The organism is Anaerococcus murdochii, from assembly GCF_019957155.1.
GTDB classification, from domain to species: Bacteria; Bacillota; Clostridia; order Tissierellales; family Peptoniphilaceae; genus Anaerococcus; species Anaerococcus murdochii.
The window spans coordinates 745,010-761,509 of sequence record NZ_JAIPME010000002.1; the positions used below are offsets into that span (position 1 = coordinate 745,010).

Below are 16,500 nucleotides of genomic sequence, written 5' to 3' on the forward strand. Positions count from 1 at the left end.
TTGCGAAGTCCCCTTGCCTTAAGGGGATTTTCCTCATTGTCTACCAGCTTTTTAATTGCTTATTTTTTTGTAAACCAAGGGATAACTCTATTTACTCTCTTGCAATATAAGTCATATTCCTTGCCAAATTTTGCCCTTAGCCATTTTTCTTCGCTTTTTTTCATCAAAATTGTCAAATATATCCAGAAAATAATTGGCAAGACTAACAAGAGATAATTTTTTGCAAATAGGAGAATTCCTGTAAAAATACATATAAAAGCGGTATAAACAGGATTTCTAACTATGCCATAAACTCCGTTGGTAATAAGGATTTCATCCTTGACCCTTGCATTTATTTTTTGTATCAAAACAGCTTTTACCCATAAGTATAGGCCTAAAATTATTAAGATAAAACCCATAATTACAAAAAGTGTTTTAGCCTGGCCGACTTTCCCAATTTCTAAATATCCCTTATAATTTAAAACTAACCCTAGGATTGTTAGGATCAAACAAGATAGGACGTAGATGGGGCCAACTCCAAAGATAGGAAGAGAATTATTTTCTTTCATTTTTTTCTCCATTTAAAATAATATTTGCTATATTTTTATTATATTGGCAGTCTAATTTCTCGGCAAGAATTTATGCAAGAATAAGCGCTCATATGAATGGATATTCATTATAAATAAGTTTGGTTATAATAATCACTATCAATATCAACTAACCTAAAAATTTAATCTTAACTAATAGAGGTTATCATTATTGCTAATTCAAGGTTTATCAAGGAAAAAATTAATAGAAAAACTTGATTTTGTAGAAAACTTAACTATAATAATATTACAATATTTATACAATATTAGTATGTATTTTAAGGAGAGTAATATGGTAAGTAAAAAGTTTATTAGAATCGGTGCAGGCGTTTTAGTTGGTGCTCTTGGTGGCAAGGTTCTAAGCTCACAGCTTGCTAAGAAAGCTGCTGTAGGCGCTGTTGCAGGTGGTCTTAGGGTTAAGGAATCAATCGACAAAACAGTAGAACAAGTAAGAGTTTCTGCTGATGATATAGTTGCAGAAGCTAAGGAAGCCAATGCTAAAGAAGATTTAGAAAGAGCTAAAAAAGAAGCAGAGCTTAATATAGATGAGGTTGCCAAAGAAGACCTTATTAACCAAATCAAAGAAGAATTAAAAGAAGAAATCAAGGCAGAAATCAAAGAGGATGAAGATAAATAATGAGGGCAAGTTTAGCCCACAGGCTAGATACTAGGGCCAGGTTTGTCTATGAAGAAGACCTCTCCTTTGACCTAGCCAATAATTTAAAATACTTAGTTCAAGGTTTGGAAGGAGTTAAGTTTTGTAAGGTAAATCCCCTTGCAAATTCCTTTACAGTTACATTTGAAAAGGGAAGTCTTCCAAACCTTGCCAGGTTTATCCTAGACCTTGATATAAAAACAATAAAAGACTTAGTTATTGATGATCCTGATTTCTACCCACAAGAGGAAGAGGATATTTTTAGGATTTTGAGGGATGCTTTCTATAGGAGAATTTTCTTTAGGTATTTCATACCAGCACCTCTAGGTCCATACTTCATTATGCTTAGGGCTTATCCATTTATCAGAGACGGTTTAAAGGCTATCCGCCAGAGAAAACTTAATGTGGATCTTTTAGATGCCACAGCTATTTCTGTGTCCTTGGCAACAGGAGAATTTGGCGATGCGGCCAATATTATGTTCCTCTTGAATTTAGGTGAGAAATTAGAAGATTACACCTTAAAGAAATCCCAAGAAGATTTGGCCCATTCCCTTGCCTTAAATATTGACAAGGTATTTGTGGTTGAAGATGGCGAAAAATATCTAAAACCTCTTAAGGAAGTGGAAATAGGAGACCTTGTTGAAGTTGAAATGGGATCTACAATTCCAGTTGACGGTGAGGTTGTAGACGGCCTTGCCATGGTCAATGAAGCATCCTTCACAGGTGAAAGCGAACCTGTTAAGAAAAACAAGGGGTCAATTGTCTTTGCAGGTACAGCCCTCGAAGAAGGTAATATCCTTGTTAGGGTGAGCAAAAAATACGATGATTCAAGGCTAAGCCACATTATAAACCTCATTTCTGAAAGCGAAAGAAATAAGTCACTTTCACAGAAAAAGGCAGAAAATATGGCTGATTCCCTTGTAAAATACTCATTTATAGGTGCAGGACTCACCTACCTACTTACAAGAAACTTCATCAAGGCTAAATCATTCTTGATGGTAGACTTTTCTTGTGCACTTAAATTGACAATTCCTATTGCAACTATGAAAGCAATAAGCCAAGCATCAGATATGGACGTTATAGTAAAGGGCGGCAAGTTTTTAGAAAACCTATCCCAAGCTGATACCATCGTTTTTGACAAGACTGGAACTTTGACTAAGTCAGAGCCAAGCCTTGCTAAGGTTATTGCCCTTACAGATATAAATGAGGATGAGTGTTTGAGAATAGCAGCCTGCCTTGAGGAACATTTCCCACATTCAATCGCCAATGCAGTTGTGAAGGCAGCTAAGGATAAGGACCTCCACCACGAGGAGATGCATTCAAAACCAGAATATATCGTAGCCCACGGTATAAGGGCCTATATAGCTGACAGGGCAGCCCTAATTGGGTCAGAGCACTTCATTTTAGAAGACGAGGGTATAGAAATATCCGACCAAACAAGGCAAATGATTGATAAATTAAAAGAAAATTATTCACTTTTATACTTGGCCTTTGCAGATAGGCTAATTGCTGTCCTTTGTATAGAAGACCCAATAAGGGAAGAGGCAGCAGGTATTATAAAAGATCTAAGAAAGCTAGGCTTTAAGGAAATTGCCATGCTCACAGGTGATGCAGAAAATGCAGCAGCCTCTGTTGCAAAAAGCCTAGGCCTAGACCATTACCAATCCCAAGTCCTTCCAGAAGACAAGGAAGCCTACGTCAGAAAAAAGAAGGCAGAAGGCAGGAAGGTCATCATGATAGGTGATGGCATAAATGATTCTGTGGCACTTTCAGCTGCAGATGTTGGCATAGCCATGCATCAAGGAGCTGACATAGCCAAGGAAATCTCCGACATATCCATAGGCACAGATAGCCTAGAGGGCCTTGTAGATGCAATTAAACTTGCTAAGGCTATGGATAAGAGGATAAAGGCTGACTACAGAAAGATTGTAAGCATCAATTCAAGCCTAATTATCCTAGGAGTTTTAGGATTTTTGTCAAATACAAATTCATCCCTAATCCACAACATGTCAACAGTAGCCATAGCTGGCCAAAATATGAATAATTACAGAATTTAAAAATTTTATTAGATAATGAGCAAAGAAAAAGCCAGTGTAAAATTAATTTTTACTCTGGCTTTTCTTTTTTTTTGAAAAAAATTGTGGTTAATTATGGATAATCAAAGGTCAAAGATAAAGGAAACCTCAAGGCCTGGGTCCTTATTTTTTACGAGGAAATTTCCCCCATGCAATTCAGCTATTTGTTTGGAAATAAAAATCCCCAAGCCATGCCTTGTAATATTAGTCAAATCTTCCTCGTTAATTCTTTTTATTATATCATCATCCACTCCGCAGCCTTGGTCTAAGACCTCTATTCTTAGCTGATTATCAGGGCTTGAAATTATCAATTCGATTTTCCCATCGGTATAGGCAAGGGAATTTTTTAAGATATTTTCTACCATCCTATAAAACAAGGTTGGATCCATTTTGATTTTTATATCTGGATCCCTTAGCCTATTTTCAAAGACAATTTCTCTTTCGGGATTTTCATTTAACTTATCGACTATGACTTTTCGGATTACTTTTAAGGGGCTTTTTGCCTCAAAATTCTCCTTGTCGATGTTGGCAAGGGACATAGTTAGATTGAGGCCTTCTAGGATATTTGAAATTTTCAAAATTTGATCTTGGATATTTCTAGTATCGAGCTCATTTTTGTTTTCTTTATTAAGTTCCCAGGAAATTTTTGCAAGAGGAGTCCTCACATCGTGGCTTACTCCCCTAATCCACTTACTTTGTGATTTTTTTAAGTTATTATATTTTTCGTTGGCCTTGTTAATTGAAAGGGCAAGGTCTTTTAATTCTCCGTTTTCATCTAGTTTTTCATAGTCATCTTCAAAAAGCTTATCAATGGCCTTTTGAAAAGGCGAAATATTTTTAAGTATATCTCTTATATCCATCCTGTAAAAGACATAGACAAAGAGCAAAAATAAAACTATAAATATGACAACTAGCCACATATTAAATACAAGATTCTGGTAGTTATAATAATTAAAGGGCAACTTATCCAGGGAATTTTTTGGATAGGCAAAAAGGATTAGGCCATCTCCTATAATATAGGTAAAAACAGGGTAGTCAGCCAAGTAGTACCTGGTAAAGCCAGCTACATCTGTGATTTCTAATTTATTTTTAACCTCTCTTGGCTTGTTGAAAGATTCTATGACTTTGCCATCCTTATCTAGCCTTATGGCCCAAATATCTTTTTCTTTTAAAAAGTCCTTGTTTTTTTCGTTAAGGTAGGAGTCGGTTTTATTGTTTTCTACATAGGAATAAAGGTCATTAGGATTTGGATATTTATCTCCCAACTTATAGTTTAGGTAGAGAAAGACCATTAGCAAAAATGTCAAGAAAAACAAAAGAGCAAGGATTCTAATTACGATTTTTTTAAATCTTTTTATAATGTAATTAAACATCTTAGTCTTCCTTCACCAGTTTATAGCCCAAACCTTTGATGGTAATTAGGATTTTTGGATCTCTCGGATTGTCTTCGAGTTTTTCACGAATCCTGTAAATGTGGGTTATCAATGTGTTTTCATACCCATAGGAATCTTCCCAAATATTTTCCAAAATACGGTCAATAGAGACAATCATATTTATGTTGTCGGCTAGGTAGGCCAGGATTTTAAATTGGGTGGCAGTTAGGGGGATTTCCTCTGCATTTTTTATGAGGATGCCCTTGGACTTATCGAAAATTACCTTTCCTAAATTAATTTTCTCGTCGTTTTTTATTTTTTTACTGCGTCTTAAAACCGCATCAATCCTCCAAAGGAGTTCATCAGGGAAAAATGGCTTGACAAGGTAGTCGTCGGCCTTGTTTTCAAAACCTTCCTTCCTGTCATCTATCCCATCAAGGGCGGAGAGGATTATGACTGCCATATCTGAGGTCTTTCTTATTTCCTTTAAAAGATCAAAACCACTCCCGTCGGGTAGCATCAGGTCAAGGACCACTAGGTCAATTTTGAAATTTGCAAGCTTAAACCTTGATTCCTTGAGGTTTTTGGCGGTATAAATCTTATTAAAACCCTTTTCTTTCAAAAAATTATATAAATTTTCCAATAAATTTGTTTCGTCATCTACTATTAGTATGTTGAAATTTTTTCTAAAATCCATTGAGCTCCTCCTTGCTATCCTAATTATACACCAGACTTTTAGATTTTTGGTTTTTGTGATGTAAAAGTGACCTTGCTTAAAGCTTATTTTTATCTTAGCCTGGTATCCTTTTTGTAGGAGGAATAATTATGAACAAAATCTTAGAAATAAAAAATTTACAAAAATCCTATAATAATAAGAAAGTCCTAGATATTGACCACCTAGAAATTGCTCAAGGTTCAATTTATGGCCTAATAGGCAAAAATGGAGCTGGAAAGTCAACTCTTATGAAGCTTATACTAGGTCTTGTTAAAAAAGACGGAGGGGAAATCAAGGTTTTTGGTCAAGAAGTAAGTCCCAAAAACCAAAAAGACCTTAACAAAAATCTCGGAGCCCTAATTGAAAATCCATCTTTCTACGACCACTTAAGTGGCTATGAAAATCTTGAAATAATTTGCGAGCTTAAGGGAATAGATAAGGGAGAAATTTCAAAAACTCTTAACCTTGTTGGCCTTAACAATGTGGGCAAGAAAAAAGCAAGGGATTATTCGCTGGGTATGAAACAAAGACTTGGAATTGCAATTGCCCTAATAGGTAGTCCAAAGTTATTAATCTTAGATGAACCAATAAATGGCCTCGATCCTCAGGGAATTGAGGAAATGAGAAACTTATTTAAAAACATAGTGAAAAACACTTCCACAAGCATTCTGATTTCTTCACACATCCTTGATGAGATGGAAAAAATCTCCACCCACATCGGTATCCTCAAGGAAGGAAAATTAACTTATAATGGAAGTTTGGAAGACTATAGAAAACTCCATCCACCATTTATTTCCATCCAAACATCTGACAATCAAAAAGCTCTCGCTCTTTTAGACTTAGATCAGGTAAGGATAGACGGTAAAAAGATTATTTTGGGCAAAGTTTCTAACCAAAAAATATCTGAGATAGTAAATTTCTTGCATGGCAAGGTTGATATATACAGGATTGAAGAAGAAAAAGAAAGCCTAGAAAAACTCTTTATCGAAGAAAGTAGGTCTTAATATGGCAAACTTAGAAAGAAAAAAATACAAAAGACTTGGGATAAATTTCTTAATCCTAATGGTATTTTTCGCTCAAATGCTAATGGTAGCAGGGGTCAGTCATTCAAAATCATTTGCGGAAGGAAATTATCCCCTAGCCTATATCTTAGACACCTATCTATTTATTTCCTTATTGATAAATCCAATTTTAATCTCATCTTTGGTTAAAAAAGTGATTGAAATCGAGGAAAAAAATAAGATGTGGCAGTTACAAGTAAGTCTTGGAGAAAAAGTAAACTCTATACTCATAAATAAATTTAAAAACCTATCTTTAAAGCTAGTTTTATTGCAAATAGTAGAAGCTTTTGTCTTTCTCCTACTAGCAAAAAAGTCGGCTCATTTTAATATGGACACTGATATGATATTAAGATTTGCCTTAGTAAACCTATCTGCCATAATAATAAATTTATTTTTTATGGCCCTATTTATGATAATAGAAATGAAATCAAAAAGAGTCTACACCCTGTCATTTATTTCAATAATTGGAGGGCTAACTGGAGTAATAACCATGCTTACATCAGAGACTCTTGCCTTTGTAAATCCCTTTGCTTGGATGGCTAGTTTATTGAATATTTCCTATGTAAGCGAAGGTGGAAAATTTATCCAGGTTCTAAATCCAATAAATTTTTATACACCAATCATTGCCCTTATCCTTTTAATAGCCTGTCTAACATACCTAAAGGCAATGAATTCTTACAATTTATATAAAGACTAGGAGGAAAAATGTTAAAATTAGAATTTAAAAAAATAAAATTTATAAATATCTTGTTGGTAAGTCTGATAATTCCCCTACTAGCCAACACCTTTGGCCTTATAAACTTTATGGGAAATAGGGAAACATTGACCAATGAATGGCAATCTTTGTGGACCCAGGTTAGCTTGTTTTACTTTTCATTTTTCTATATACCTCTAATTGCAATAGTAATAGCAAGTCTTTGGGCGACAGAACACAGGGCGGGCCTAAAATTTATTAGACTAAGCCCAAAGAAAAATATGGCCTTTGTAGGGGCAAAGTTGATTTTGGCCTTTCTTATAATTTGCCTTTGCCAATTATATTTTCTTGGACTTTTTTACCTGGGAGGAAAATATATAGGAGGATTTTCGACCATTGATTTTTCTATATATTTTTATTATATAGGTCTTAGCATCTTGCTTGCCCTACCAATAATTGGAATCTTTGGAGCCCTAGCCATAAGGATAAGGTCTTTTGGGATCACAGTTCTCCTATCTACAATCTTTACCATGTTTGGATTTGCAAGTGCCTTTAGGTCTTTAAAAATTGTAGGTCTAAGCTTTTTGGCAATAGAGGCTAATAATTTAAGGTTCATAAATCCACACGATTTGGTCTTATTATTTATTTTTGCTCTGGGAGAATTAGTAATTTTCTTTTACCTTTCAAATAGATTCTTAAAATACGAAAATAAGTAATTTTCAAAAAGTATTTATAGCTAACCTTGATTTTGGCCTATAAAATTTGACACATTATAAATTTTGATGTATTATTATAGAAAATAAAAATGTTAGTACAGAAAGACAGTTTTAATGAATTACTTTAGAGAAAAGACGGTTGGTGCAAGTCTTAGTAAGGATCAAAACTTATTCCCTCTGTAAGCAGAATAGCCGAAACTAGTAAGCTATTACGGAAGCTACCGTTATCAGAAGCAAGAAGTTGTTAGACTTCTGTTGAGTTAATCTTTTAGATTATAAAATTAGGTGGTACCACGAATTTACACTCGTCCTATGTTAGGGCGAGTTTTTTTATTAGCATTTTTATTAGAAAGGAATAGATATGAAAAAATTATTAAGGAAAAAAATCACCAGGCTAGTTATGGCCCTTGCTGCCATCTTCCTTTTAGGATCTTGTGCCAACAAGGAAGGCAAAAAAGAATACATAATTGGAGTAATTCAAATTGCCGACCACCCATCACTTGATGCGGCCAGGGAAGGATTTTTGGAGGAACTTGATAAGGAAGGTTTATCCTACAAATTAATTGACCACAGGGCTGGAGGGGATATTTCCCTAATTCCCCAGTTGGCAAGCGACCTAAAAATCAAGGGGGCAGATTTGATCTATACCATAGGCACTCCTGCTGCCCAGGGCGTTTATAACATAGTTAACGACAGACCAATCTTATTTACAGCAGTCACAGACCCAATCGGAGCAGGACTTGTGGACGAAAAGTCAAGGACCGGAGCCAACATCACTGGCGTTTCTGATTATGTCGACCCAGCCAAGGTTATAGATGACTTTTTGGAAATTTATCCAGAAACCAAGACCTTGGCTACTATGTATAACACAAATGAGCAAAATTCTCTTGTCCAAATCGAAGCCCTAGAAAAAGCCCTCAAGGAAAGGGGATTAAGCCTTAAAAAACAGGGAGTTTCATCAATTAACGACATTCCTCAAGCACTTGCTAGTCTAAAATCCGGGACAGATGCCATGGTCACTGTTACTGACAATGTGGTTGTAAACGCCATGCCAGTTATAGCCAAGACCTTGAAGGACGAAAAAATCCCAAGTCTGGCCTTTGATGAAGGTTCGGTTGAAAACGGAGCCTTGATTGCAGAAGGTGTTAATTACAGGAAAATCGGCACAAGAGCTGGTCAGATGGCAGGGGAAATCCTCAAGGAAAATAAAAATATAAGGGATATTCCTTTTGAAGATGCCAAGGACCTAGAAATGCTTGTAAATAAGGAAACGGCAGAGATTTTGGGACTTGATTTAAACAAGGAAGCCCTCAAAAAAGCAAATATTATGGAAAATAAGGAAGGAAAGTAAAATGACAGTTTTAATAAATATCATGGCCTCATCGGTCGAAATTGGCTTAGTCTTCGGTGTCCTCGCCATGGGCTATATGCTAACATACAAAATTTTGGAATACTATGACCTAACTCTTGAAGGCTCCTACCCGCTGGGAGCCTTCTTAACAGCGGCGGCTATCACAAGCGGTTTAAATCCCTATCTTGGCCTTGTTTTATCAGTCCTAGGTGGGGCAGCAGCAGGTTCTATCACTTATTTTCTCTATAAAAAAGTGAGAGTTGAGCCTCTTCTAACAGGTATCTTGACCCTAACTATGCTTTATTCAGTGAATTTAAAAATCAAGGGCGTGTCAAATATCCCAGTTGCCCAGTATCCATCAATTTTTGGCAGCATTCCAAAATGGATAATCCTCCTCACCTTTGTCCTTATAATAAAATTTTTGATTGACCATTTTCTCAGAAGCGAGCAGGGATACTTGTTAAAGGTTACTGGCAATAACAGGAAACTTGTCAAGGCCCTTGGCAAGGACCCAGATGCCTATGTATTTTGGGGATTAATCATATCGAATGCCCTAATTGGCCTTGCGGGAGGATTAATGACCAACTACCAAGGTTTTGCCGATATAGGCATGGGTACAGCCATGATTGTTACGGGCCTTGCTTCAATCATAATTGGTGATACAATCGCAAAAAATTCAAACAAACTAAGAGATACTACCAGGGCGATTTTGGGTGCCATTGTCTATAGGCTAATTTCAGGTATAGCAATCTATTTTGGCCTAAATCCAAATGACCTAAAGCTAATCACCGCCCTAATCGTAATAGCCTTCATTGCCTACAATAATTACCTAGGCAAAAAACAGTACAGAAAGTTGGTAAAAGATGTTAGAAATTAGAAATATATCAAAAACTTTTAATCTTGGGACTCCTGAGGAAGTGACAATTTTCGATAATTTTTCCCTAAAAATTGACGAAGGAGTAGCAACTACCATTATCGGCCCAAACGGTTGTGGCAAGTCAACTCTCATGAATATAATCTCTGGGTCGCTCAAAGTCGACGGCGGTTCGATTTTAATTGACGGGGAAGATGTGACCAAGCTTTCCGAAGAAAAAAGGGCAGCCTACATCGGCAAAGTCAACCAAGATCCAAAAGATGGAGTTGCAACTAATCTTGATATTTACGAAAATATGGCCCTTGCCCTTAAAAAAGGCAAGAAATTTACCCTAAAAAACCTAAAGAAAAACGCAGATGAAAAAGAGATTATAGAAAGGCTTAAGTCATTGAATTTGGGTCTTGAAAACAAACTCCACACAAAGACCGGCCTTCTTTCAGGCGGCCAAAGACAATCCCTATCGCTTTTGATGGCAACAGCCAAGAGGCCAAAACTTTTGCTCCTTGATGAGCACACAGCTGCCCTAGATCCAAAGACAAGTAGGAATGTAATGGATAAGACCAGGAGCCTAATTGATACAGAAAAAATCACCACCCTTTTGATTTCCCACAACCTAAGAGACGTCATAAAATATTCTGACAGGATAATCATGCTAAATAAGGGCAAAATCGCCATAGATGTGATGGCAAAAGATATCACAGAACCTGAACTTATTAAAAAATACAAGGAAGAACTCGGCGAATACGAAGGATAAAAAATAGCTAGTAAGTCCAAGTGAGGATTTTCCTAGCTATTTTAAGCTAATATTTAAAAGGGTTTTAACTCAGCATTTAATTTTAGCCAAGCCTTGGAAAATTTGGAGGGACCAAGGCCTTGGCTTATTTTTTTACAATTTTTTTGTAAATAGCGAATACAGCCATGCCTATAAGGGCGTTTACCACAATAGCGCCACCTGGTTTGATGTCAAAATGGTAAGAAACAATGATCCCTACCATCATATAAATCACGCCAAGTATAGTAGTTATGAAAAAGGTTTGTTTATAGGATTTGGCGACTATGAGGGCTGTTGCAACCGGAAGGACGATGAGGCTTGTTACCATCAAGGCTCCGATTATCTTAACAGACAAGGCTATAGTAATTGCTGCAAGGAGGGTAAAGACGGCGTCCATTGCCTGGACCTTAACCCCAGATAGTCTTGCAGTATTTGGGTCAATGGCGATGGCCAAGAGGGCTGAATACCTGGTCGCAGAAAGGATAATAACCAGGATAAATACAATAGAAGTATTTATAATATCAGTTGTAGTTACCGATGAAATCGAACCGAAAAGGTAGGATTCAAAGGAATTGCCACCGGGAGCGAAATCTGACAGGATAGCAGCTATACCAAGGCCTGTCGACATAATTACCGCTGTTGCCATATCCCCATATTGGGGAAATTTTTTTCTTATTAATTCTATTAGGAAGGCTGCCAGTACACAAATTATTGCAGATCCAAGTAGGGGATCAAAACCTAAGATTAATCCCATACCAACACCAGCTAGAGCTGTGTGGGAGAGGGCATCTCCAATCATGGAGGTTTTTCTGTTAACCATTACAATACCAATAATTGGGATCATTATTGAAAGGAGAAAGCCTAGAAAAAGAGCTTTTCTCATAAAAGCAAATTCTAACATTTTACTAGCCTCCCTTCTACCATCTCATATTTTTGCATATTTAGGTCGAGACTTTCCATTTCCTTAAGTTCGTGGGTGACCATGACAATTGTTATAGAAAATTTCTCGGAAAGTATATCTATGGTTTCAAAGAAATTTGCCTTGCTTTCCTTATCGACACCTGCTGTAGGTTCGTCAAGGATAAGGATTTGAGGGTTGTTAATCATAGACTTGGCTATCATTGCCCTCTGGGCAAGGCCGCCAGACAATTCATTGACTGGAGTATTGATGTATTCTTCCATGCCCATTTTTATAAGGATGTCCCTTGCCTTTTGGTAGTGGATTTTTCTAGGAATTTTAATCATGCCAAAATCCTCATAAAGGTTCAAAGATACAAGCTCTAGACAGGTTATAGGAAAGGATATTTTGTTTACTATATTTATTTGGGGAACATAACCGATGTCCTTATAGGACTTGTAATCTTCGATATTCCTGCCTAAGATTTTTATAGAACCTGAATCTTTTTTCAATTCACCCAACATTAATTTTATTAAAGTTGACTTGCCACTGCCGTTTCCACCGAGGATGAGGGCCAAATCTCCCATTTCTAGGTCAAAATCACAAGATTTTATGACGGGGATTTTATTGTAGGCAAAAGTCAAATTTTTTATTTCTATTGCTTTCATTTTTCCTCCTCGACCATAGACTTGTAGAGATTTTCAAGATTCATTCTCATAAGATCAATATAAGATTGGTCCTTATCCTTTTGCTCTTTGGTCAAATATTCCATAGAGGCAAGGGGAGAAGTTTTTCCGCCTATCTCTTCGGCAAGGGAAGCGGCCTGTTTTGGGTTTTGCCCATATTCGTAAAAGACTGTTGAAATATGGTTATATTCCGAAAAATCTATAGCCTTTTTGATTGTCTTAAGACTTGGGCTTTCAAGACTTGTTAGGCCTTGGAGAGGGTACTGGGTAAGGTCAAAGTCTCTAGCCAGATAGGCGTAAGCATAGTGTAAAGTTAGGAAATTTTTCCTAGACTTATCTAGCTTGGAGAATTTTTCTGTGTATTCTGCGTCTATATCTGTCAGTTGGTCTACATATTTTAGTTTATTTTTTCTATAAGTTTTTTCGTTTTTTGGATATTTTTCAATCAATTTTTCTTGGATGGCGTTGAGGTATTTCTTGGCATTTACTATGGAAATCCAAGAGTGAGGGTCATAGGTAATTTTGTCAAAACCTGATGAAGAGCCTTCCATAAGAGAGACTTCTTTGCCCTCATCCTTTAAGAAATTGCCCTTAGTGTCTACGAAATTATAAGGGAGCAAGTCCTCACTAACCCTATCGGATATAAATATCCACTTGCCATCTTCAGGGAAATCAAAAAACACCTCGCCGGATTCGTGGCCCATTTCAATACCGTAAACTTTGCCTTCTTCTACTTTGTTGGTAGATTTTTGATGGACTAGCTCGCCTTTTTGGCTCATGACTTCCTTGGCTTTTTTGACCAAGTCTTTTTGGTCAAGGCCTTCATCTTTTATAAAGGCAACCCTCATCATGTCTTCATGGGTGTGGCCAAAGTCAATCTTATTTTTGCCAGCCTTTATATCAAGCCTTGCTAGGTATTGAAAATCACCGATAGCAGCTGCACCCTTATAGGTAATAAGGTCTACAGAATCAGAAAGCTTTAGGATATCAAGGTCTGGCAAGTTTTCCTTTACGGTATCTAACCAAGGTTCCATGTTGGCCCCATTTACAACCAAGAGGTCGCAAGAAGCGAGTTTTTTCATATCCTTGGGAGAAGGTTCCCATTCGTGGGGCATCTTGTCTACAGGCATGAAACTTTCAACATTGACAGTGTCTCCGCCAATCATTTGGACAAGGTCGTGGACTGGGTAAAATGAAGTATAAATTAGGGGTTTATTTCCAGATTCCTTAGACTTCTTTGAACACCCACTCGCCAAAATAAGAACGAAGATAGAAAAAACTGTAAGAAATTTTCTTCTCCCATTTTTTTGGCCAAGAAATACTTGGCCAAGGGAGAAAATCTTATTCAGTAATTTCATCTATAATTTGTTGGTCAGTTGAAGATGGTTTTACAAATGTTGGGTACCAGCCTTCTTCCTTAAGAAGGCTATCCTTGTCATCACCATATCTCATGTGGAAGTGGGTTAGACTTTCTTCACCGTGGATAGGCATCATTAGGAGAACCTTGTAAGGAGCATCTTCGCTCTTTGCTTCAAATACGTCCCATTCAAGCTTGTGACCACCGTGTTCTACTTCTATTTTTTCTTTATAGGTATAATCAGCTTCACCGATAACTTCGCCCTTAGCATCTGGGAATTCTTTTAAGAATTTAATATGGTCACCTTTAATCTCAAGTCCACCGAAGTCACATTTTCTCTTTTTGAGATAAGCTTCTTTGGCACTAGCTTCGTCTGTTTTTTCTTTTTCAGCTAGAGTTTTGAAAGCGTCTTGGATTTCAGCTTTTTCTAGGTAACCACCCATGTTATTCCATTCGCCTTCCCAGTCAGCTATGCTTGCTTGTTCAGCTTCTTCAGCAGGTTTTTCATTTTCAGCAGGTTTTTCGTCCTTAGCTGTTTCTTCAACCTTTGTTTCAGCCTTAGTATCTTCCTTTGTTTTTGTATCAGCTGCGTCTTTTTGGCAAGCTGCTAGGATAAGACCTAGAGAAAGTAGGGCTGTTAATGCAATTTTTTTATTGTTTTTCATAATAAGTACCTCATATTTTTGTATTTTAACTTTGTCAATCGATCAACTAACTACGATAATGATAACACCTATTAACTGCGATGTCAAGAATGATTTGCATTATCGAGCAAAAATAATAAATTAGCAAGGGTAAATTAGGATTTTATACATAAGTTTAATGTTGGTATTTTAAGGGAAATTGAGGATTTGATTTATTTTTAAAACAAAATAAATTCTGGCCTAAAATATAAGATAAATTATAATTTTTCTAGATAAAGATAGGAATCTGACTTAAAATTTATAATAGTTTAAAAATTGGAATTGATTTTTAAAATAAGAAGCAAAATTAGTTTAAGTTAGGATTGAAAAATATATACAAACAGAAAAAATTAAAAAAAAGTGACTGGCATTTTTCTTTGCCAGTCACTTTTATCATCCCTATTTCTTTGTATAGTTTGGAGATTCTCTTGTAATTTGAATATCGTGTGGGTGGTTTTCTACTAGGGAAGCTGGGGAGATTTTTACGAATTTTGATTTTTCGTAAAGTTCTTTGAGGTTAGCCGCTCCTACATAGCCCATACCAGATCTTAGTCCGCCTAAAAGTTGGTAGACAACATCGCCGACAAGACCCTTGTAGGCAACTCGGCCTTCAACGCCTTCTGGTACGAATTTTTTAGTGTCATTTTGGAAATATCTGTCAGATGAGCCTGATTTCATGCTTGCGAGAGAACCCATGCCGCGGTATTCTTTAAATTGCTTACCTTCAAACATGATTGTCTCTCCTGGACTTTCTTCAGTACCTGCGAAGAGAGATCCTGCCATGATTACGTTGGCACCACAAGCTAGGGCCTTTGTTATATCACCAGAATATTTAATACCACCGTCTGCTATTACTGGTATGCCGTATTCTTTGGCAACTTCCACGCAGTCGACAATGGCAGATATTTGTGGGACACCAACACCTGTTACAACCCTGGTTGTACAAATTGAACCAGGACCAATTCCGACTTTAACACAGTCAACGCCAGCCTCAATTAAATCTCTAGCGGCTTCGCCTGTTGCAATGTTGCCGGCAATTACTTGGAGGTCTGGGTATTTGGCCTTGATTTTCTTAACAGCTTCCATTACGCCTTTGGAATGGCCGTGGGCAGTATCAAGGGCAATTACGTCAACTTTTGCGCCAACAAGGGCGTCAACCCTTTCCATCATATCGGCTGTAATACCAACACCAGCACCAACTAGGAGTCTGTCCTTGTCATCTCTTGCTGAATCTGGATATTGTCTGGTTTTTTCTATATCTTTGATGGTGATGAGGCCTTTGAGTTTGCCTTCGTCATCGACAATTGGGAGTTTTTCAACCTTACCAGATTCCATTTTCTTAATGGCATCTTCCATGCTGATGCCTTCGTGGCCTAGGATTAAGTTATCTTTTGTCATGATGTCATCAATTAGGACGCTTTCGTCATCTTGGAACCTTACATCCCTGTTGGTTAAAATTCCCTTTAAGTACATATTATCATCAACTATTGGCACGCCTGAAATCCTGTAATGGGCCATAATATCAAGGGCATCGCCAAGGTTGTTGTATGGGTGTAGATAGAAAGGATCGGTTATAACTCCGTGTTCGCTTCTCTTAACCCTGTCAACTTGGGCAGCTTGCTCTTCTATTGACATATTCTTGTGGATAATACCGATGCCGCCTTGTCTGGCCATGGCAATTGCCATTTCGTATTCTGTGACAGTATCCATTGATGCTGACATTAATGGAATATTAAGCTTAATTTTCTTTGTTAAGTTTGTTTTGATATCTACTTGATTTGGCAAAACTTCAGATGGGCCTGGTACTAGAAGTAGGTCATCAAAAGTAAAGCCGTCGCCGATAATTTTCATGTTAATCTCCTCTTTTCTTTTTCTAATAGAAACAATCCAACCTTCAAGCAAAATCTTTGCTTTTTGCAACACTCTATTCAATTATTTTTCTTACTATACCTTTAAAAATAAGACTCGTCTAATGATTTTCCTAAGAGATTTAAAACTGGCAGATTTACAAGGAAATTAGTAGA

At 36.9% G+C, this 16,500-nt stretch carries 16 protein-coding genes and 1 other annotated feature; of the genes, 8 read left to right on the forward strand and 8 right to left on the reverse strand.

Annotated elements, in window-relative coordinates:
- Positions 1-59: 59 nt before the first annotated feature.
- Positions 60-548, reverse strand: a complete 489-nt coding sequence (locus tag K8P03_RS03880) for a methyltransferase family protein (protein WP_223418441.1) — start codon at positions 546-548, stop codon at positions 60-62.
- A gap of 310 nt (positions 549-858) precedes the next feature.
- Here K8P03_RS03880 and K8P03_RS03885 point away from each other — a divergent pair, with 310 nt between their 5' ends.
- Positions 859-1,203, forward strand: a complete 345-nt coding sequence (locus K8P03_RS03885) for a DUF6110 family protein (RefSeq protein ID WP_209774962.1) — start codon at positions 859-861, stop codon at positions 1,201-1,203.
- Complete coding sequence (locus K8P03_RS03890) at positions 1,203-3,278, forward strand: heavy metal translocating P-type ATPase (RefSeq protein WP_223418443.1); 2,076 nt, start codon at positions 1,203-1,205, stop codon at positions 3,276-3,278. Before K8P03_RS03885 ends, K8P03_RS03890 begins: the two co-directional genes overlap by 1 nt.
- Before the next feature lie 101 nt (positions 3,279-3,379).
- Here K8P03_RS03890 and K8P03_RS03895 read toward each other — a convergent pair whose 3' ends face one another.
- Both K8P03_RS03895 and K8P03_RS03900 read right to left on the reverse strand, forming a co-directional pair.
- On the reverse strand, positions 3,380-4,669 hold the full coding sequence (locus K8P03_RS03895; protein ID WP_223418445.1) for a sensor histidine kinase: 1,290 nt from the start codon (positions 4,667-4,669) through the stop codon (positions 3,380-3,382).
- 1 nt (position 4,670) lies between these two features.
- Positions 4,671-5,366: a response regulator transcription factor gene (locus K8P03_RS03900; RefSeq protein WP_223418448.1), complete on the reverse strand. Its 696-nt coding sequence runs from the start codon at positions 5,364-5,366 to the stop codon at positions 4,671-4,673.
- A gap of 128 nt (positions 5,367-5,494) precedes the next feature.
- Here K8P03_RS03900 and K8P03_RS03905 point away from each other — a divergent pair, with 128 nt between their 5' ends.
- The 6 genes from K8P03_RS03905 to K8P03_RS03930 all read left to right on the forward strand — a co-directional run bounded on the left by K8P03_RS03905 (position 5,495) and on the right by K8P03_RS03930 (position 10,834).
- Positions 5,495-6,388 carry an ABC transporter ATP-binding protein gene (locus tag K8P03_RS03905; RefSeq protein WP_223418450.1) on the forward strand — a complete coding sequence of 298 codons (894 nt, stop codon included), beginning with the start codon at positions 5,495-5,497 and terminating at the stop codon, positions 6,386-6,388.
- Between the two features lies 1 nt (position 6,389).
- Positions 6,390-7,142 (forward strand): hypothetical protein, encoded by a 753-nt coding sequence (locus K8P03_RS03910; RefSeq protein ID WP_223418452.1) that lies wholly within the window; start codon positions 6,390-6,392, stop codon positions 7,140-7,142.
- A gap of 8 nt (positions 7,143-7,150) precedes the next feature.
- A complete protein-coding gene (locus K8P03_RS03915) occupies positions 7,151-7,855 on the forward strand; it encodes an ABC transporter permease (protein ID WP_223418454.1) in 705 nt (234 codons plus the stop codon).
- A gap of 85 nt (positions 7,856-7,940) precedes the next feature.
- Positions 7,941-8,171, forward strand: a binding site (T-box leader).
- Between the two features lie 45 nt (positions 8,172-8,216).
- Positions 8,217-9,206 carry an ABC transporter substrate-binding protein gene (locus tag K8P03_RS03920; RefSeq protein WP_223418457.1) on the forward strand — a complete coding sequence of 330 codons (990 nt, stop codon included), beginning with the start codon at positions 8,217-8,219 and terminating at the stop codon, positions 9,204-9,206.
- A 1-nt stretch (position 9,207) separates the two neighbouring features.
- Positions 9,208-10,083, forward strand: coding sequence for an ABC transporter permease (locus K8P03_RS03925; RefSeq protein WP_223418459.1), 876 nt, complete (start codon positions 9,208-9,210; stop codon positions 10,081-10,083).
- A complete protein-coding gene (locus tag K8P03_RS03930; protein ID WP_223418461.1) occupies positions 10,070-10,834 on the forward strand; it encodes an ABC transporter ATP-binding protein in 765 nt (254 codons plus the stop codon). Before K8P03_RS03925 ends, K8P03_RS03930 begins: the two co-directional genes overlap by 14 nt.
- Before the next feature lie 124 nt (positions 10,835-10,958).
- On the opposite strand, the gene K8P03_RS03935 is transcribed toward K8P03_RS03930, so the two are convergent.
- The 5 genes from K8P03_RS03935 to guaB all read right to left on the reverse strand — a co-directional run bounded on the left by K8P03_RS03935 (position 10,959) and on the right by guaB (position 16,327).
- On the reverse strand, positions 10,959-11,753 hold the full coding sequence (locus K8P03_RS03935; protein ID WP_223418464.1) for a metal ABC transporter permease: 795 nt from the start codon (positions 11,751-11,753) through the stop codon (positions 10,959-10,961).
- Positions 11,747-12,418, reverse strand: a complete 672-nt coding sequence (locus K8P03_RS03940) for a metal ABC transporter ATP-binding protein (protein ID WP_223418466.1) — start codon at positions 12,416-12,418, stop codon at positions 11,747-11,749. The genes K8P03_RS03935 and K8P03_RS03940 overlap by 7 nt, the downstream gene beginning before the upstream one ends.
- Positions 12,415-13,794 carry a metal ABC transporter substrate-binding protein gene (locus tag K8P03_RS03945; RefSeq protein WP_209774951.1) on the reverse strand — a complete coding sequence of 460 codons (1,380 nt, stop codon included), beginning with the start codon at positions 13,792-13,794 and terminating at the stop codon, positions 12,415-12,417. Before K8P03_RS03945 ends, K8P03_RS03940 begins: the two co-directional genes overlap by 4 nt.
- Positions 13,778-14,458: a ZinT/AdcA family metal-binding protein gene (locus K8P03_RS03950; RefSeq protein ID WP_209774950.1), complete on the reverse strand. Its 681-nt coding sequence runs from the start codon at positions 14,456-14,458 to the stop codon at positions 13,778-13,780. Before K8P03_RS03950 ends, K8P03_RS03945 begins: the two co-directional genes overlap by 17 nt.
- Positions 14,459-14,875: 417 nt before the next feature.
- Positions 14,876-16,327 carry an IMP dehydrogenase gene (gene guaB, locus K8P03_RS03955; RefSeq protein ID WP_223418468.1) on the reverse strand — a complete coding sequence of 484 codons (1,452 nt, stop codon included), beginning with the start codon at positions 16,325-16,327 and terminating at the stop codon, positions 14,876-14,878.
- Positions 16,328-16,500: the final 173 nt, after the last annotated feature.